Consider the following 18,862-nt stretch of genomic DNA (forward strand, 5'->3'; position numbering starts at 1 on the left):
GATATGCTTAATATAAAAGAACTGGAAGAGATGGGAAAAAAGGCAGGATTTTCTCATGTAGCACTTCTGAAGAGCGATTCGATCCAGCTTATGCCGGAGGTAAGGGAAATGTGCAAAAATAATACCTGCCATATGTATGCAAAACGCTGGAGCTGTCCTCCCGGATGCGGAGATCTTGAAGTATGCAGAAAAAAGATAGAAAAGTACAGGGAAGGCATTATTGTCCAGACAGTGGGGAAACTGGAGGATCCTTTGGACGGAGAGACGATGATGGAGACCGAAGCGGTTCATAAACAGAATTTTTATGAATTTGAAAAAATGCTCAGAGAAAGATGGCCGGGCATGCTCCCCATAGGGGCCGGGTGCTGTACAAAATGTAAAACGTGTACATATCCGGATGCTCCATGCCGTTTCCCCGAACAGGCATTTTCTTCGATGGAAGCCTATGGAATGCTGGTAACACAGGTATGCCAGGCAAATGGTCTGGAATACTATTATGGTCCCTGTACGATCGCCTATACCAGCTGTTATCTTCTTGAATAGAACAGGAGTGAAAAAATGAATGACAGAGAACGGGAGGCATATCTGAACAGGATCGGATATGAGGGTGAATTAAGAACAGATAAAAAATGTCTGGAAAAGATAATGGACCTTCATCTTTGCAGTATTCCCTTTGAAAATCTGGAAGTTTTTGACGAGGGAAGGATTCCTTCTCTGAGGTCGGAAGATATTTATGAGAAGATCATTGTCAGAAAACGAGGCGGATATTGCTTTGAGCTGAATAAATTGTTTTATGAGCTTCTGAAAGCTTTGGATTTCCGTGTGATCCCTGTGGCGGTAAGGATATTGTGGAACCGGGAAGAGCTTCCGCCGGTCCTGCACCGGGCAACCCTTGTTATTTTTGAGGAAGGAAGCTATTACTGTGATGTAGGATACGGAGGTCCCGGTCCCAAGAAGCCGGTTCTTATGAAGGATGGTATCCACAGAGAAAAAAACGGATGGTACCGTGTTAACATGAAGCCGGGAAATACAAACGGAGAGATACTTGTTGAACGAAGGAAAGAAGAAAAATATCTGCCAATACTCAGATTTTCACAGACTCCTACAGTAGAAGCAGATTTTGAACTGCTGAATTTCTATTGTGCAAAATCTCCAGATGTATTATTTACCAGAAAAAGAGTGGTGAGCATCTGCAGACCGGAAGGAAGTGTTGCGCTGACTGGGGATGTTCTTACGATCCAGAAGGAAGATGGATCCATTGAAACGAAAATAAGTGATTCGGAAGAAACCATCAGGCTATGGATGGAACATTATTTCGGATTGGAGTTTTTACAGATATAAACAGAAAAAAGGACCAGGTTGTCAGGTGACAGTCTGGTCCTTTTCCTGCAGAAGAAAGCAGAGCTGCAGAAGAAGCCGGTCTTTCGGATTATCCAGATCAACCTTTGTGAGCTTCTGGATGCGCTCCAGACGGTAGGTCAGGGAGCTTCTATGTATAAAAAGCTCACGGGCTGTCTGAAGAGAATTGCGTTCATGCTCCAGATAGACCTTGAGTGTGTGATACAGCTCAGTATTGTTTTTTCGGTCATAATTCTGCAGTGCATCCAGCCGTGAAGAGACCAGAAGCTCGGGACTGATCTGATGGCTGATCTGGGAAAGCATATATTCCAGAAGATAAGCATCAAAATGATAGCACCAGGCCATGCTCTGACTTTTTTTGCCCAGGCGCAAGGCGGAAACAGCCTGAATATAGCCCTGAGGGATCAGGAGAAAATCACGAAATTCAGAGCTTACTCCCATTTTAAAAAGCCCTTCGCGCAGGATGATCGCAAGTGAACTGATAACATCGGAAGATACAGAGTGCTTAAAGGACAGATTAACGATCACAACGATTCCCTGCTGATAGGTAAAAGCCAGACCTTCCGGGATCTGGGCTTCAATGTGTCCCAGTGTGGCGATGGAAGAGTGCATACGGTCATCCTGCTGCTGGGTTTCCAGACGAAGTACAAGATACCGGTCATGGCGATTCCAGTTCAGATACTGGATCTGATCGGTAACTGCTTGTAGTTCTGTGAGCTTTCCGGAAAGATACTCCGTGAAAAACTGCCGGGAGTCATTTCCCATTGAAATTTGGAACAGATTGTGCCGACGAATGCACAGCTCGATAAAGGAGCCAAGATACTCAAGAGCAGAAAAATGTCCGGGCTGTATCTCCGTCTGGAGCTCATCCACACAAAGCCGGCCCTGATAATTGCCGCTGACCCAGAGATTCATGTAGAGGATACGGTAACCGCGGAGCTCTTCGGAATAAATATTGGCGCCGTGGGTGATAAGTGTGCGCTGGTATTCGGCGTCAAGCTTGAAATCCTGAATCAGGCTTAAAGGTGCGATGAGTCTTCCTGTACGCTGGTCATGGACCCATTCGGACATACCGGTTACGTGCCGGGGAGAAGAAAGGATATAAAAGTTGGTGTCGTGGGCAAAAACCGGATTATGAAATATATCCAGACTGGCTTCCAGCATCTCATTCAGCGGATCGATACTTCCAAGTGCAAGCTGGAGTTTACTGTCCCAGTCAGAATATCTGTCAAAGGTCTGCTGTATTTGGTTGAAGACCTCAGAAAAAGAAAGGGTTCCCTTAATGTGAAGGATCCTGCAGCTTTCGGAAAAGCAGGAAAGATCACCGGAGCCCACCACTACAAATGCGATGTTCTGGTATCGCAGGAAGCTTTCGGAAAGAGAATTGCCGAAGACAAGATAAAGGTAGCATGGCTTCAGCAGGGCTCCTGCCTGATATATGCGAAGACCATCCAGCGTCAGGGGGTCTTCACGGCAGAGGATGGAAACATCCTCTTTTTTCTCCGCAAAATCGTCAGCAATGATCTGGAGATTAAGATGGAAGCCTGTATGCGGGCTATTCACAAAATGCTCTCTTTTATTCAAAATATTTCCTCCAATTCATAAAAGCCTTGTATTTATAGGAAATTATAACATATTAGACGGAAAATAAAAAGAAAACGGAGGGGAAATTATTTGTGCATATTTACAATAATAACTGTACAAAAAGTATGAAGCATTGGAGAAAGAATGAAGAAGTGTGCGGATTTACGAACAAGAAAAAAACAACTATACTATAACCATCAAAGGTAACGTGAAGTTGTGGAAATGGCCGGCCCCACAAAAAACAGCGAAGGGGGAAAGAAAATGAGTAAAAATGAAATACCGAAACAAGATCCGAAACAGAAAAAGGGTCTTACAAATGCCCTGAAATATTTCTTTGGTGTTGGTGATGCCGGATTTGTTCTTATGAGTAATATCGAGACATTTTACTTTATGACATTTCTGACGGATCTGGCAGGCTTTGCAGCTGGTGTAGCTGGTGTGATCAATTCCGTATTTACCATTGTTGATGCATGTCTGTCCTGGCTTTACGGAGGAATCATCAATGGCACAAAAGCAAAGAAATGGGGGCGTTATCGTTCCTGGCTGATCATGGTTCCGTGGATGGTGCCGTTTCTGTACGCATTCATGTTCATACGTGTCAGTGATAATGAATGGCTTTCGGCAGTGGTGATCATTGCCGCATCCATCGCATCTCATGTGGCATGGAATTTCAGCTATGTTGCCAATGCAACCCTGATCAGTATTGTTGGCAAAACACCGGAAGACAAAGCAACGCTTGCATCCTCCAGGGCAACCTGGAATAACATAGGCGGTCTATTGTTTTCCTATATGGGTCTTCCATTTGCAACACTTCTTGCCGGATATGTCGGTGAGAAAAATAAATTTGCAGCAGCAGCTTTCTGCCTGGGTATTCTGATGGTCGTAACCTATTTTGCCCATTTCAAGATGACGGAAGGCTATGAAGAGATTGAAACAGAAACAGCAGGAAAGAAAAATGACAAAACAAAGATCACGATCAGAGAGATGTTTGCTTCCCTGTTTCAGAATCCGCCTCTTATGGTCCTGATGCTGGCAGACCTTGCAAAATGGTGTGTGAAATTTGTAACAGCAGCATCTGCTATTTACTATTTCAGGGATGCAATGGGAAATCCGGGACTGATGACCACTTATCTTCTCTGTGTTGCCATCGGTGCCATCATCGGAGCTTTTTCCATGAGATACATTGCAAAAGCAATATCGTCCCGTACAACTATGATCATTGCTTATGCAGGAATGGCAGTATCACTGTTCCTTGTATATATTTTCTATGGAAATGCAATGACAGTGATCGCCCTTATGACACTTGCCCAGTTCTTCTATGGTATGGCTTTTGCAGCTTCACCTGCACTTTATGCGGACACTGTAGTGTATGCAACATGGAAGAGCGGAAAAGATGCATCCGGATGGATCATGGGATTACAGAATCTTCCGCTGAAGATTGCCGTATTCTTAAGAGGAACGATCCTCAGCGCCTGTCTTGTGGCGGTAGGCTGGAAATCCGGAGTTGTTCTTGAGGGAACGGCCCGTCAGGGAATGACGATTTCCTTTGCACTTGTTCCAGCTATTTTCTGTCTGGCAGGTCTTCTGCTTCTGGTGTTTGGATTTAAGATCACAAAGGAAAAGGTTCTTCAGTATCAGGCTGAGATTGACGCAAGATCATAAAGATAAGTGATCGGGTATTTTGAAAGATCACAGGATAATAAAGGAGGAAGCATTATGTTGAAAGCATCGGAGATTTTACTTGAAACGATAAAAAAGGACGGCAGGCCGGAACGACTTCTGAGACAGTATGAGGGTGCGACCTTTTACCCGCCGAACCCGGCAAATAATTATGTGCGTGGAAACCGTCACCGTGGTATGGAGCCTATGAAGGATCTTTTCGGGACTGAGATCCTCTGGCCCCAGGAACAGCTGGCTGCAATGCCACATGTAACAGAGGACAACAAGGTCATTGATGATATCACAGAATGGAAAGAGCAGCTGGTGATCCCGGATATTGTCGGTCAGTGCTCGGATCCGGCTTTATGGGAACCATTTAAACAGAAGGCACAGGAGATAAAGGATTCAGGAAGCCTTTTCATGGCATTTATGCCTACAGGTGTTTTTGAGAGGCTTCACTTCCTGATGGGATTTGAGGATATGCTGGTGAACTTCCTTCTTGAGCCGGAGGATATGATGGATCTCTGCAATGCCATTGGGGAGTACCGTTTTCAGCTTACAAAGCTGATCGTTGATAATCTCCACCCGGATATCATCCTTTCCCACGATGACTGGGGTTCCAAGCAGTTCCTGTTCATCAGTCCGGACACATGGAGAGAATTTATCAAACCACAGTATGAAAGATCCTATAAATATATGAAAGACCATGGAGTGATCGTCATGCATCACGCAGATTCCTTCATGGAACCGATCATAGAGGATATGGTTGATCTTGGGATTGACATCTGGCAGGGAACACTTCCGCAGAATGATATTCCGAAGCTCCAGAAACAGCTGAACGGAAGAATGACACTTATGGGCGGAATCGATGCTTCGATCGTAGACCGTGTGGATTCCACAGAAGAAGAGATCCGTAAGGAGGTCAGAAGAGCATGTGAGGAGTATGCACCACACGGACATTTCATTCCATGTATTACCTATGGAGGTCCCGGTTGTCTGTTCCCTCATGTAGATTCAATTATTGATGACGAGATTGAAAAATATAATAAGGAGCATTCCTGTAATTAATTAAAAGCGCCAATTGAATAAAAAAGAACCTCAAGGTATGATTGAGTTGCATCTTGGCGGATGTAAACAAAACAATCAAGCACTGGAGGTTCCAAATGAATTATACACAGAATGAAAAGATTGAGCAAGTAACAGATTCAACAATGGTTGTCGGAGTTGATATCGGAAGCCAGATACATTATGCAAGAGCTTTTGATAACAGAGGACGCGAACTTACAAAACGTATTTTTTCTTTTCATAACGATCTGGAAGGGTTCAATTCTTTCAGCCTTTGGGCAGAGACACTTAAGACTGAGAATAAAAAGATTGCAGTTCTGATAAGAGACCTGGTATACAGCCGTGACGGGATCATGAAGCAGCACAACATATCTGCAAACAGGATTCAGAGATGGCTTGCAATACATTTCTCGGAATATCTGGGATTATATACACGATTTGATGCAATAAGCGGCCTGGCAGTGCTTGAAAAAGCACCATTGCCAAAAGATGTGATTGCGCTTGGAGCAAATGGGATCTGAAAGATCTGGCATGATAAAAAGATGCGTGGCAGAGGAGTTACTGAAGATAGGGCAAAGACCCTGGTTGAAGCTGCGCACAACAGTGTTGGACTTGACGGAGGGATTGGAACAAAAAGTGAATTATATATGCTGCTCAGGTTTCCAGCACGGTTTATCTTTACGGAGAACCGAAGACAAGTACCGTCTGGGCATCTATTGATCTGAAGCAGCGGCAGCTTTTTGATCTGGATTAAAATTTACATAATCTTTATTTGATTATTTGAAAAAACAGTGCTATAGTAAAGTTGGTTCCGGTAAACGGATGATTTATGGATCCCAGAAGAGGACCGGGCGGAACCAAATTACTGTTGGCCGGTCAGGATCTGGATCAGGAAAGAAGGAAGAGGGAAAAAATTGCGTAAAAAATCACATATACTGTTAGGCAGATACCTGGCTGACCAGATGTCTGAGGTGTACAGTCTCCAGCAGCACAGAAAAGCGTTTTGCCTGGGCAATATCATGCCTGATCTGAAACCATCGTTTCTCACCACCAGACATGAGTTTTTCGGAACATTCGATCACCTCCAGAATAAGATGAGGGCGCTTGTCGAGAAGAACCCGGAGGAAGAGAATGCCAGAGTATACTGGAGAAGATTCGGTGAGGTCATGCATTATATGGCTGATTATTTTACTTTTCCTCATAACAAAACATACAAAGGAAATCTTGCAGCACATAATTCTTATGAAGCTGAGCTGAAGAACCGCCTGAGAGAATGTATCCTCAGCGGCGCAGCAGACAGCCAGCTGGAAGAAGCGAAGCAGTTTGAAAGCTTTGAGGAACTTGTGGAATATATCCGTGAGCGTCATGCATATTATCTGGAAAGCCCGCGGTGCATTGCCGATGACATCCGTTTTATCCTTCGGGTGTGCTATCAGGTTGTACAGGGGATTTTTCAGCTCTGTGTCAGAAAACAGTTTCATATGGGCGGACAGCCGGCAGTGACTGTCTGACAGTATATAAAAAGCCGCAGTGTGTGAGAGCACTGTGGCTTTTTTACGTTATGGTAAACTCTAAAAAATCTTACAAAAATGTGAATAAAAAGTGAAAAATAGATGAATTGAAGGAGATATCCTACCAGAACAGTTGATTTCACGATTTTCGTATGCTAAAATAAATTGAATTAAACTTTAAGTTATCAAACGGTTTAAGGCAGACCTTTATTATAGGGGAAGTAAAGGGATGTTCAAGGAAAGAAGGGAGCATCTTAATAAATATGAAGAACAAGTACCTGAATAAGTTTTTTTGCATCACGATGTTATCAGCTATGGTACTGGCAATTCCAACCGGAGTAAAAGCCGCCGAGGAAGCAGATAATGTTGTTGCTGAGGAAGGTGTTTCAGGAGACGGGAGCGAGGTAAGTGAACCGGAACCAGAAGTTCCGGCAGAACCGGTGCCGACAGCTGCACCGGAACCGGAAATAACTGCTGCACCGGAACCGGAACCAACTACAGCGCCGGAGCCAACAGATACACCGGCACCTGCGCCGACGGAAACACCGGAGCCAACTGCAACACCTGCGCCGACAGCGACACCTGCACCAACGGCAACACCGGAACCGACAGCGACACCTGCACCAACGGCAACGCCGGAGCCAACCGCAACACCTGCACCGACGGCAAGACCGGCCAGGGATGACTCTGCAAAGGTACAGGCGGTGATCCGGAAGATCAAAGCACTGGCAGGCAGAACGATCACAGCAGCAGATAAAGCGGAGATAGATAGCGTACGTGCAGCTTATGAGGCACTGTCTAATACAGAAAAGGCCAAGGTTACGAATTATAAGATCCTGACTGAGGCAGAAGCCAAGCTTGCAGCTGTCGACAAGAACGACAGTGATAACAAAAAAGACAACAAAAAAGATGATAGCAGCACGGAAGATAACAAGAATACAGAGATCACAGATGGAAATAACGCCACAGCAACACAGATCGGAGATCCTGTTTATGTGACAAATATGGTATCCAATCTCCATGCGGGCAAGGATTTTTATCTGGATAGTCTTAAGAGCAATTATCATCTGTCCTTCTCTGATGATTTTGCTTCTGTCATGGAAGAGATCGAAAGAGAATATAAAGAGAAGAACAAGCTTACCGATACGGAGAATACACTTCTGGTAAGAAACTGGCAGGATATCCTTGCTGTTTATATTTACGAAAAGAGCAAAGCAGGAGCAACGTCATTTACATTGGATGCATCCTGCAAGGATGATCTGGCAAGGATTTTTGCGGAGATGAACCCCATCGTCAGGGACAAGCAGGATATTACCAAGATATCCTACGGAAATCGCAAGATCAACTACTACATCAAGAAGAACAATATTGCAAAGGAAGACAGAAGCGTCCTTAAGAAATATGTGGAAACAGACTGTAAGCTTCTCTGTGCGGTAGTTACCGCATCCAAGGGCTTTGTCCGTGAAAGCGTGGGAGACAATGTTTCTGAGGATCGTGTAGATGTTATCACCGCAGCGTATTCACTGGTTGGTAAGGTCGGATATTTCTGGGGCGGTAAATCTACGGTGATCGGAGAAGATCCAAGCTGGGGCTCCGTTGAGAAGGTATCTGCAGACGGCAGCAGAAGCTCCGGTACGCTCCGTGCATATGGTCTGGACTGCAGCGGCTTTGTTACCTGGGCAGTGATCAATGGATATAAGGATCAGGGAATGCAGGCAGCAGTTGGAGATGGAACCTCTGACCAATGGGAGAAGGCCGGTGTTGTCAGCGAAGCAGATGCACAGCCAGGAGATCTGGTATTCCAGAGAGGACCGGAAGCAGGAAGCAACAACCACGTTGGTATCCTGTGCGGAAAGACGGATTCCGGCGACTGGATTGCAGTACATTGTTCCTCAAGCAAGAATGGTGTAACGGTTGGTGAGGCATACAGTGCAAGCTTCCGTTATATCAGAAAGCCATCCTTCTATCAGGATACAACAGCGGAGGAAAATAAGACCACAGCTACAGAGAATGATGTTCTGACAGAAGAGAGTGCAGAAAAGCTCCTCACGGATGTGGTTAGATCTGATGCACTGAAGGATGCACTGGCATCCGGTGATACTGTTTCCAGTGACCTTCTTGCAGATTTTAAGAATAAGGCTTTGCAGGAGGATGAGGAAGAAGATGAAGTTGAGACGCTGACTCTGGATCAGGAGACCATGGACGATGCAGTGGATACATTTGATGATGATGTAGAAACACTGGAAATGGAAAACTAAGGGACAGCGATTGAAGATAAGGGCAGTCTCCCACGGGAGGCTGCCTTTTCTTACAATCGCTGCTTCAGACATAGGACATGATATTATGAAAAAAAGAAATTTCTGCCCCATGGCAGCCGCAGTGCTTACAGCCGCAGTGATCCTTCAGCCCTTTAGCGCTTCGGCAGGGGCACTGGATCAGATCCAATCCATAGCAAAGAGCATTATTTCAGGGGAACCAAAGGAAGTAGAGGAACTGCGTCAGATGGAGGTTGCCCAGAGTGAAGAAGGACATCAGGAATATTATTTCAAACAGCTTACGGAAGAAGAGCAGAGAGTATATCGGGAGCTGCTGAAAGGAATCCGTGCCCGGGAAAAGGAGTTTTATCTGACAATCTCCGATGATGACAGTATTGACAGAAGCTATCATGCAGTATTGAAAGACCACCCGGAGATATTCTGGGTCCACAATCGTGAAAAAATCTACAAAACTACGTATTCAGACAGTGATTACTGCGTTTTTACTCCGGGCTATACTTATACAGACGGCGAGATCGATGAGATACAGACGGCGATGGAGCAGAGCTTTCAGGAGGTCAGAGCCCTGATCCCGGAGGATGCCAGTGACTACGAGAAGGTACGCATTGTTTATACGTATGTTATTGACCATACCCAGTATCAGACCGGGGAGGATGATCAGAGCATAGCAGGTGTTTTCTGGAAAAAATCCGCAGTCTGTGCCGGATATGCAGGAGCTGTCCAGTATCTTCTGGAAAGGCTGGATATTCCCTGTATTTATGTGGACGGAAGCACAAAAGGAAGTACAGAGGGTCATGCATGGGATATTGTAAAAATAGGCCAGGAGTATTATTATGTAGATGCTACCAATGGGGATCAGCCGGATTTTTTAAATGGAGATGCCGCACAGCTGGAAGAACATAAGACGATCATTTACGATTATCTCTGCCCTTTCCCGGAAGAATATGAAAAAACCTATACACCATCGGAAGAACTGACAGTTCCGGCATGTACTGCGAAGGATCTGGATTTTTATGTGCTGAACCAGGGGTACTTTGAAGATTACAGCTGGCAGGACATATATGATTATTGTAAGATGAGACTGGATAATGGTGCGGCTGTAGTGCGTTTCAAGTTTGGCAGTCAGGAGGCTTTTTCCGAAGCCTGTCAGGAACTGCTGGATGATGGTGTGGTACAGAATGTGGCACAGTATTATATGAAACTTCACGGACTTGGTCAGGTGGAGTATCATTATGGAGTGATGGATAATTTTTATACCATATATTTTATTTTCTGAAACATCTTCGGGAAGATTTCCGGAGGTTTTGGAAAGAGAGGAGTAAGTTATGAATATGGATATGTTGTCAAGAGGATTTGACATACTGCAGAGAGCAGGAGGTATGGAACAGATCAGCCAGCTGATGGTGATCGTATATGGAGTGCTCTGCGTTTTCGGGCTTTTGAACTGTATCCTGGGATATCGTATCCTCCGGTTCTGGATGATGATCTTTGGATTTATCATCGGAGCAGGCGCCGGCTTTGGTGTAACCTATATGTCCGGTGTTCAGGATAAAATGGTGATCGCAGGTGCCATGGCGGGACTGGGGATCGTACTGGCTGTTGTTTCGTTTCTGATCTACAGGGCAGGAATCTTTGTACTGGGATTTGGTATCGGAATAACATTGAGTATCTATCTGGTCCATCCGACCAGTTCTTTTTCTTTTTTCCTGTGCATCCTTATCGGCGTGGGACTGGGAGTACTTGCTATGCGTTATGCGAAAGGAGTGATCATTGTCGGAACCAGTATACTGGGTGGTGTTCTGGCAGGATTATCCATTGCAAAGATCGCAGGGCTGGCGCAGTTTCCATATGGTGTCGGTATGGCAGCGGGAATTGCGATTCTTGGTATGCTGATCCAGTTCGCCATCAACAAAGACCGATACGATGAGGAAGATGACGAAGAAGAGGATGACGACGATGGAACTCTGCCGGAGGAGACCAGGAAGCCGGCAGGAAGGGACCGTAGAGGAAACAGTCGTGAATACACCTCTGACCGTAACAGGGACGATCACAGATATACATACGAAAACCGGGCAAACGATGACCGGGAAAGCCGGGGTGAAAGACGTTCCCGCAGACCATCTGACAGAGAAGGACGCAACTCTGACAGACGAGAAAGAAATTATGCAGACAGCCGAAAAAGATCCGGAAGCGAAAGAAACAGCAAAGGCAGTTCCACTGAAAGAAGAAGCACTTCCGGAACCTCCGGCAGAAACAGAACCTCCGACAGAAATTATGCTTCGGATGACAGAAGAGGCCGCAGATACAGCCAGAGCAGCAGCACCAGGGAACGAAGGAATGCAGGAACGGGAAGCAGATCCCGCTATGCAGATCCGGAGGATCATGAAGACTATGATCGTTTTGATGAGTCGGAAAACAGGGACAGCTATGAAGATTTTGAAAAACTGCAGCAGAAAAGACGCCGGATGGATATTGAAAATATGGCGGATTTTGATGAGCAGGAAGAATATGGAAATTACAGGAATGACCCGGATCTGATGAATGATGAGGATCTGGATGAGCTTGATGAGTGGAAAGACAACTGAGAAAAATCCGAGGAGTGACAGAAATGGGAAAAGAAGCCAAAACAAACGCGATGAGAATGCTGGATCGAAAAAAAGTAAAATATGAAGCACTCACATATGACTGTGGAGAGTTCATAGATGGGATCCACTGTGCAGACATTACAGGAGCCCCTCATGATCAGTCCTTTAAGACCCTGGTCATGGAAGGGAAAAGCGGCGGCTACTATGTGTTTGTAGTTCCGATCGAGAAAGAGGTGGACCGTAAGGCAGCCGCAAAGTCTGTAGGCGAAAAAACAGTAGATATGATCCATGTAAAGGATCTTACAAAGATCACGGGCTATATCCGCGGAGGCTGCAGCCCTCTTGGAATGAAAAAAAATTATCCGGTGGTGTTTGACCAGTCTGCCGAAAACTTTGATGAGATCTATGTAAGTGGTGGAAGAGTAGGCCTTACCCTGAAGGTACCGCTTAAAGATCTTCTGGATGTAACACAGGGCAAGCTTGCTCCGATCACCATGGAGTAAGCGCATATAAAACAGATAAAAAAACTCCCCTGACTGCCTGTAAAGGCGGAAGCAGGGGAGATTTTTTGTTACAGAAGCATGGGATTTAGTTATCCTGTGCGTCCTCTTCGTTAACCTGGAATACGTGACGCTTCTTGGCCATTTCGTCGCTGGCAAGATACTCGTCGTAAGTGGTGATCTTGTCTACCAGCTTGCCGTTAGGAAGGATCTCCATGATGCGGTTTGCAGTTGTCTGTACAAACTGGTGATCGTGTGAAGTGAAAAGGATCACTCCCGGGAATTTGATCAGTCCGTTGTTCAGTGCTGTGATAGACTCCATATCCAGATGGTTGGTTGGCTCATCCAGGATCAGGATATTGGCACCTGAGATCATCATCTTGGAAAGAAGACAGCGAACCTTTTCACCACCGGAAAGAACACGGACACGTTTTACACCATCCTCACCAGGGAAAAGCATACGGCCAAGGAATCCACGGACGTAGGTTGCGTCCTTGATCTCGGAGTACTGTGTCAGCCAGTCGGTGATAGTAAGGTCGTTATCGAATTCCTGTGTGTTATCCTTCGGAAAATATGCCTGGGAAGTGGTAACGCCCCATTTGTAATTTCCTTCATCCGGCTCCATTTCACCTGTAAGGATCTTGAAGAAGGTTGTGATGGCCTGCTCGTTGGCGCCCACAAAGGCAACCTTATCTTCACGACCAAGAGTGAAGGAAATGTTGTCCAGAACCTTTACTCCATCAATGGTCTTGGACAGATTTTCCACCATGAGGACCTCGTTTCCGATCTCACGGTTCGGGCGGAAGTCGATGTATGGATATTTACGGCTGGAAGGACGCATGTCATCCAGCTGGATCTTTTCCAGGGCACGCTTTCTGGAAGTCGCCTGCTTGGATTTGGAAGCATTGGCGCTGAAACGGGAGATGAACTCCTGGAGCTCTTTGATCTTCTCCTCTTTCTTTTTGTTGGCCTCTTTCATCTGCTTGATCAGAAGCTGGCTGGATTCAAACCAGAAGTCGTAGTTTCCGGCATAAAGCTGGATCTTGCCATAATCGATATCAGCAGTATGTGTGCAGACCTTGTTCAGGAAATAACGGTCATGGGATACTACGATAACTGTATTGTCAAAATTGATCAGGAACTCCTCCAGCCATTCGATAGCAGGAAGATCCAGGTGGTTGGTCGGCTCATCAAGAAGAAGGATATCAGGATTTCCGAAAAGAGCCTGTGCAAGAAGAACCTTGACCTTCATACTACCGGTAAGGTCTGCCATCTGTGTATAGTGGAACTCGGTGTCGACTCCGAGACCGTTGAGAAGAGTAGCAGCATCGGACTCTGCTTCCCATCCGTTCATTTCTGCAAACTCACCCTCAAGCTCACTGGCACGGATGCCATCTTCGTCTGTGAAATCTTCCTTTGCGTAAATGGCTTCTTTCTCTTTCATGATCTGATAGAGTCTTTCATTACCCATGATGACAGTATCCAGAACCGGATAAGCATCATATTTGAAGTGATCCTGCTGCAGGAAAGAAAGTCTCTGACCGGGGGTGATCACAATGTCGCCCTTGGTAGGCTCGAGCTGACCGGAAAGGATTTTGAGGAATGTAGATTTTCCTGCGCCGTTGGCGCCGATCAATCCATAACAGTTACCCTCTGTAAATTTGATGTTAACGTCTTCAAACAGCGCTTTTTTTCCAACGCGCAGTGTGATGTTATTTGCTGAAATCATATCATACCTCTTTTTTCATTAAATAAATATCGTTTCAATTACATACGAAAGCATTACAATCGTTTCCTATTGTACCGTAAACTGAAAAATTTGCAAGCTGTATTTTCCTTTTTTCGGCTAAATAAAGGAAAAACAGGGGATTACTATGAATCACAGGAAAATAATAACCTTTTATTATATAAAAAAATGGGTTATACTGTCGTATGTGGTAATGAAGTATTCCGGGAATATGGATATCCGGCTCTCTGGCACATCAGAAACACCCAGGAACGTGGCAGATCGGATGGAATGCGGAAACTATCATAAATCAGCAGCTTAGTTGAACAGAAGAGAGGTTAAAAATGTTTATCACCAGAGAAAGCGATTATGCGATGCGGGTTATCCGCGCATTGATGTGGGAGCCGCGTTTGAGCGTCAGCGAGATCTGTGAGAGGGAATCGATCACAGCACCCTTTGCATACAAGATACTGAAGAAGCTTCAGAATGCAGGGCTCGTGGAAGGATACCGCGGAGTTCATGGCGGTTACGCGCTGAAGAGAGATCCGGAAGAACTGTCATTATATGAGATATACAGTGCGATCGATCCGGATATGTCCATCATTGAGTGCCTGAACGGCACATATCAGTGTCCAAGGAACGGACAGGACGGAGTTCCCTGCCATGCACATGATGAGCTTCAGGAGATCCAGGATCAGCTGTGGACAATGCTCCGTCGGAAATCCATGAAGGATCTTTTCGGAAAAGAGGAGAAGTGATTCCCGGATGTGAGTTGGGATAAGCGTATGAGATGATAAGGAGAGCAGTTTGGAGAGGGAAAATTCCGAACAGCTCTTTTTTATTTGTGAAAAAGATAACGGCGTTTGTACAGGATAATATACAAAAAACAATGAAAGAAAATGGACATAACTGGGAATCTATGATATAATAACCAATGGAATTTTAGGCCTTCATAAGCCTAAATAATATATTTTTTAACAAACCTTTAAGGAGGAAAAAACAATGGCAAGAAAGATGAAAACCATGGATGGTAACCATGCAGCCGCTCATGCATCATACGCTTTTTCTGATGTAGCTGCTATTTACCCGATTACCCCTTCATCTGTAATGGCTGAGGCTACAGACGAGTGGGCAACTCAGGGAAGAAAGAACATCTTTGGACAGGAAGTACAGGTTACAGAGATGCAGTCTGAGGCAGGTGCAGCAGGTGCCGTTCACGGTTCTCTGGCAGCAGGTGCCCTGACTACAACCTACACAGCTTCCCAGGGTCTTCTGCTTATGATCCCGAACCTTTACAAGATCGCTGGTGAGCAGCTTCCGGGAGTTATCAACGTATCTGCCCGTGCACTTGCTTCCCACGCACTTTGTATTTTCGGTGACCATTCCGACGTTATGGCCTGTCGTCAGACTGGATGTGCAATGCTTTGTGAGTCTTCTGTACAGGAGGTTATGGACCTTACACCGGTTGCTCATCTTGCAGCAATCAAAGGAAAAGTTCCATTCATCAACTTCTTCGACGGATTCCGTACATCTCATGAGATCCAGAAGATCGAGACATGGGACTATGAAGATCTGAAAGATATGGCAGATATGGACGCGATCGCAGAGTTCCGTAACCGTGCTCTGAACCCGAACCATCCATGTCAGAGAGGTTCCGCTCAGAACCCGGATATCTTCTTCCAGGCAAGAGAGGCATGTAATCCATATTATGACGCTCTTCCGGCAGTTGTTCAGGAGTACATGGACAAAGTTAACGAGAAGATCGGAACAGACTACAAACTGTTCAACTACTACGGAGCTGCTGACGCTGAGCACATCATCGTAGCTATGGGTTCCGTAAACGATACCATCGAGGAGACCATCGATTACCTTATGGCAGCTGGCAAGAAAGTCGGTGTTGTTAAAGTTCGTCTTTACAGACCATTCTGTGCACAGGCTCTTATCGATGCAATCCCGGATACAGTTAAGCAGATCTCTGTTCTTGACAGAACAAAAGAGCCAGGAGCTCTTGGCGAGCCTCTGTATCTTGATGTTGTTGCAGCTCTTCGCGACAGCAAGTTCAGCGATGTTAAGATCTTTACAGGACGTTACGGACTTGGTTCCAAAGATACAACACCTGCACAGATCGTAGCAGTATATGAGAACACTGAGAAAGAGAAATTCACAATCGGTATCGTTGATGATGTTACAAACCTTTCTCTTGAGACAGGCGCACCACTTGTTACAACACCAGAGGGAACAACAAACTGCAAGTTCTGGGGACTTGGAGCTGATGGTACTGTAGGTGCTAACAAGAACTCCATCAAGATCATCGGTGATAACACAGACATGTACGCTCAGGCTTACTTCGATTATGATTCCAAGAAGTCCGGCGGTGTTACAATGTCTCACCTTCGTTTCGGTAAGAAACCGATCAAATCCACATACCTGATCCACAAGGCAAACTTCGTTGCATGTCATAATCCGTCCTATGTTAACAAATATAACATGGTACAGGAGCTTGTTGACGGAGGTACATTCCTTCTGAACTGTGCTTGGGATATGGAAGGACTTGAGAAACATCTTCCAGGACAGGTTAAAGCTTTCATCGCTAACCACAATATCAAATTCTACACCATCGATGGTGTTAAGATTGGTATTGAGACTGGCATGGGACCAACACGTATCAACACAATCCTTCAGTCCGCATTCTTCAAACTTACAGGAATCATTCCTGAGGAGCAGGCTATCGAGCTTATGAAAGCTGCTGCTAAAGCTACTTACGGACGTAAAGGTGATGACGTTGTTAAGAAGAACTGGGCAGCTATCGATGCCGGTGCTAAACAGATCGTAGAGGTTCAGGTTCCGGAGAGCTGGAAGAACGCTGAGGACGAGGGACTCTTCATGTCTCACGCATCCCACGGTGCTCAGGAAGCTCAGGACTTCGTAAACAACATCCAGTGCAAGATCAATGCTCAGGAAGGTAACAGCCTCCCAGTATCTGCATTCAAGGATTATGTAGATGGTACAACACCATCCGGAACAGCTGCATATGAGAAACGTGGTATCGCAGTTAACGTTCCTGTATGGGTTCCGGACAACTGTATCCAGTGTAACCGCTGTGCATACGTCTGCCCACATGCTGCAATCCGTCCGGTTGCTATGACAGCAGATGAGACAGCTAACGCTCCAGAGGGAATCAAGACACTTCCACTTACAGGAATGAAAGACTATACATTCACAATGACTGTATCCGCTCTTGACTGTACAGGATGTGGTTCCTGCGCAAATGTCTGCCCAGGAAAGAAAGGCAACAAAGCTCTTGAGATGGCTCCGCTTGAAGCTAACACAGAAGAGCAGAAATTCTTCGATTACGGTGTAACACTTCCTCAGAAAGAAGACGTTATCGCTAAATATAAAGAGACAACTGTAAAAGGCAGCCAGTTCAAACAGCCGCTCCTTGAGTTCTCCGGCGCTTGTGCAGGTTGTGGTGAGACACCATACGCTAAGCTGATCACACAGCTCTTTGGTGACAGAATGTACATTGCAAATGCTACAGGATGTTCCTCTATCTGGGGTAACTCTTCACCATCTACACCATACACAACAAACGCTAAGGGACAGGGACCTGCATGGTCAAACTCTCTGTTCGAGGATAACGCAGAGTTCGGTTATGGTATGCTTCTTGCACAGCGTGCGATCCGTGGCGGTCTGAAAGAGAAGATCGAAGACCTTGTAGCTAACGGAACAAACGAGGATGTTAAGGCAGCTGGTCAGGAATGGCTGGATACTTATGCTGTAGGCGCAACAAATGGTGCAGCTACAGAGAAACTCGTTGCAGCTCTTGAGGCTTGCGGATGTGACAAGGCTAACGAGATCCTTGCACAGAAAGACTTCCTCTCCAAGAAATCCCAGTGGATCTTCGGTGGTGACGGATGGGCTTACGATATCGGATTCGGTGGTGTTGACCACGTTCTTGCAAGCGGACGTGACATCAACGTTATGGTATTCGATACAGAGGTTTACTCCAACACAGGCGGACAGTCTTCCAAATCTACACCGACAGGTGCGATCGCTCAGTTCGCAGCAGGCGGAAAAGAGACTAAGAAGAAAGATATGGCATCTATCGCAATGAGCTATGGCTATGTATATGTAGCACAGATTTCCATGGGTGCTGACTTCAACCAGACTGTAAAAGCAATCGCAGAGGCAGAGGCATATCCGGGACCATCCCTGATCATCGCTTACGCTCCATGTATCAACCATGGTATCAAGAAAGGTATGAGCAAAGCTCAGACAGAGGAAGAGCTGGCAGTTAAGTGCGGATACTGGCACAACTTCAGATTCAACCCGGCTGCTGAGAACAAGTTCAGTCTTGATTCCAAGACACCGGATATGGAGAACTATATGGACTTCCTGAACGGTGAGGTTCGTTACAATTCTCTGCAGCGTCAGAATCCTGAGAAAGCTGCAAGACTGTTTGCTAAGAACGAGTCTGAGGCTCAGGCTAGATATGAGTATCTGCAGAAACTTATCACTCTTTACGGAGCAGATAAGAAAGAAGACTAATTATTGATCAATAGTTACTGTTTATACAGTGTGCTTGCTGATTAAGCAT

Annotated in this window: 14 protein-coding genes; 12 read left to right on the forward strand and 2 right to left on the reverse strand. The window is 45.6% G+C overall.

Translation table 11 applies throughout. The features are described 5' to 3' along the window. Positions 1-3: 3 nt before the first annotated feature. Both NE671_RS00440 and NE671_RS00445 read left to right on the forward strand, forming a co-directional pair. Positions 4-543 carry a DUF2284 domain-containing protein gene (locus tag NE671_RS00440; protein ID WP_049946982.1) on the forward strand — a complete coding sequence of 180 codons (540 nt, stop codon included), beginning with the start codon at positions 4-6 and terminating at the stop codon, positions 541-543. 15 nt (positions 544-558) lie between these two features. After that, positions 559-1,341 (forward strand): arylamine N-acetyltransferase family protein, encoded by a 783-nt coding sequence (locus NE671_RS00445; RefSeq protein ID WP_118752964.1) that lies wholly within the window; start codon positions 559-561, stop codon positions 1,339-1,341. A 21-nt stretch (positions 1,342-1,362) separates the two neighbouring features. Here NE671_RS00445 and NE671_RS00450 read toward each other — a convergent pair whose 3' ends face one another. Further along, positions 1,363-2,943 (reverse strand): PucR family transcriptional regulator, encoded by a 1,581-nt coding sequence (locus tag NE671_RS00450; protein WP_022426480.1) that lies wholly within the window; start codon positions 2,941-2,943, stop codon positions 1,363-1,365. Positions 2,944-3,204: 261 nt separating this feature from the next. On the opposite strand from NE671_RS00450, the gene NE671_RS00455 reads away from it, so the two are divergent. From NE671_RS00455 to ybaK, 8 genes are all read left to right on the forward strand, one after another. Continuing rightward, positions 3,205-4,605 (forward strand): MFS transporter, encoded by a 1,401-nt coding sequence (locus tag NE671_RS00455; protein ID WP_022426479.1) that lies wholly within the window; start codon positions 3,205-3,207, stop codon positions 4,603-4,605. Between the two features lie 54 nt (positions 4,606-4,659). Beyond that, positions 4,660-5,670 (forward strand): uroporphyrinogen decarboxylase family protein, encoded by a 1,011-nt coding sequence (locus NE671_RS00460; RefSeq protein ID WP_256163527.1) that lies wholly within the window; start codon positions 4,660-4,662, stop codon positions 5,668-5,670. A gap of 95 nt (positions 5,671-5,765) precedes the next feature. Beyond that, the gene (locus NE671_RS00465; RefSeq protein WP_256163528.1) at positions 5,766-6,188 is read left to right on the forward strand and encodes an IS110 family transposase; all 423 of its coding nucleotides are present in this window, start codon (positions 5,766-5,768) and stop codon (positions 6,186-6,188) included. A 393-nt stretch (positions 6,189-6,581) separates the two neighbouring features. Next, entirely contained in the window at positions 6,582-7,178 is a 597-nt protein-coding gene (locus NE671_RS00470) for a zinc dependent phospholipase C family protein (protein ID WP_022426477.1), read from the forward strand. Positions 7,179-7,441: 263 nt separating this feature from the next. Beyond that, positions 7,442-9,436, forward strand: a complete 1,995-nt coding sequence (locus tag NE671_RS00475; RefSeq protein WP_256163529.1) for an NlpC/P60 family protein — start codon at positions 7,442-7,444, stop codon at positions 9,434-9,436. An 85-nt stretch (positions 9,437-9,521) separates the two neighbouring features. Then, on the forward strand, positions 9,522-10,730 hold the full coding sequence (locus NE671_RS00480; RefSeq protein WP_256163530.1) for a transglutaminase domain-containing protein: 1,209 nt from the start codon (positions 9,522-9,524) through the stop codon (positions 10,728-10,730). A 49-nt stretch (positions 10,731-10,779) separates the two neighbouring features. Continuing rightward, on the forward strand, positions 10,780-12,039 hold the full coding sequence (locus NE671_RS00485; protein WP_059085598.1) for a DUF4203 domain-containing protein: 1,260 nt from the start codon (positions 10,780-10,782) through the stop codon (positions 12,037-12,039). Between the two features lie 23 nt (positions 12,040-12,062). Continuing rightward, entirely contained in the window at positions 12,063-12,542 is a 480-nt protein-coding gene (ybaK, locus tag NE671_RS00490; protein WP_129974947.1) for a Cys-tRNA(Pro) deacylase, read from the forward strand. A gap of 85 nt (positions 12,543-12,627) precedes the next feature. On the opposite strand, the gene NE671_RS00495 is transcribed toward ybaK, so the two are convergent. Beyond that, positions 12,628-14,268 carry an ABC-F family ATP-binding cassette domain-containing protein gene (locus NE671_RS00495; RefSeq protein ID WP_021650411.1) on the reverse strand — a complete coding sequence of 547 codons (1,641 nt, stop codon included), beginning with the start codon at positions 14,266-14,268 and terminating at the stop codon, positions 12,628-12,630. A gap of 341 nt (positions 14,269-14,609) precedes the next feature. On the opposite strand from NE671_RS00495, the gene NE671_RS00500 reads away from it, so the two are divergent. Both NE671_RS00500 and nifJ read left to right on the forward strand, forming a co-directional pair. Next, positions 14,610-15,023, forward strand: coding sequence for an RrF2 family transcriptional regulator (locus NE671_RS00500; RefSeq protein WP_015524747.1), 414 nt, complete (start codon positions 14,610-14,612; stop codon positions 15,021-15,023). Positions 15,024-15,267: 244 nt separating this feature from the next. Next, on the forward strand, positions 15,268-18,813 hold the full coding sequence (gene nifJ / locus NE671_RS00505; RefSeq protein WP_015524748.1) for a pyruvate:ferredoxin (flavodoxin) oxidoreductase: 3,546 nt from the start codon (positions 15,268-15,270) through the stop codon (positions 18,811-18,813). Positions 18,814-18,862: the final 49 nt, after the last annotated feature.

It is taken from the genome of Blautia sp. DFI.9.10, from assembly GCF_024461705.1.
Lineage (GTDB): Bacteria > Bacillota > Clostridia > Lachnospirales > Lachnospiraceae > Blautia_A > Blautia_A fusiformis.

What these genes read in the sequence shown, in the direction of transcription:
- NE671_RS00440 (WP_049946982.1), top strand. Translation starts at nt 4, where the DNA reads ATGCTTAATATAAAAGAACTGGAAGAGATGGGAAAAAAGGCAGGATTT.
- NE671_RS00445 (WP_118752964.1), top strand. Translation starts at nt 559, where the DNA reads ATGAATGACAGAGAACGGGAGGCATATCTGAACAGGATCGGATATGAG.
- NE671_RS00455 (WP_022426479.1), top strand. Translation starts at nt 3,205, where the DNA reads ATGAGTAAAAATGAAATACCGAAACAAGATCCGAAACAGAAAAAGGGT.
- NE671_RS00460 (WP_256163527.1), top strand. Translation starts at nt 4,660, where the DNA reads ATGTTGAAAGCATCGGAGATTTTACTTGAAACGATAAAAAAGGACGGC.
- NE671_RS00465 (WP_256163528.1), top strand. Translation starts at nt 5,766, where the DNA reads ATGAATTATACACAGAATGAAAAGATTGAGCAAGTAACAGATTCAACA.
- NE671_RS00475 (WP_256163529.1), top strand. Translation starts at nt 7,442, where the DNA reads ATGAAGAACAAGTACCTGAATAAGTTTTTTTGCATCACGATGTTATCA.
- NE671_RS00480 (WP_256163530.1), top strand. Translation starts at nt 9,522, where the DNA reads ATGAAAAAAAGAAATTTCTGCCCCATGGCAGCCGCAGTGCTTACAGCC.
- NE671_RS00485 (WP_059085598.1), top strand. Translation starts at nt 10,780, where the DNA reads ATGAATATGGATATGTTGTCAAGAGGATTTGACATACTGCAGAGAGCA.
- ybaK (WP_129974947.1), top strand. Translation starts at nt 12,063, where the DNA reads ATGGGAAAAGAAGCCAAAACAAACGCGATGAGAATGCTGGATCGAAAA.
- NE671_RS00495 (WP_021650411.1), bottom strand. Translation starts at nt 14,268, where the DNA reads ATGATTTCAGCAAATAACATCACACTGCGCGTTGGAAAAAAAGCGCTG.
- NE671_RS00500 (WP_015524747.1), top strand. Translation starts at nt 14,610, where the DNA reads ATGTTTATCACCAGAGAAAGCGATTATGCGATGCGGGTTATCCGCGCA.
- nifJ (WP_015524748.1), top strand. Translation starts at nt 15,268, where the DNA reads ATGGCAAGAAAGATGAAAACCATGGATGGTAACCATGCAGCCGCTCAT.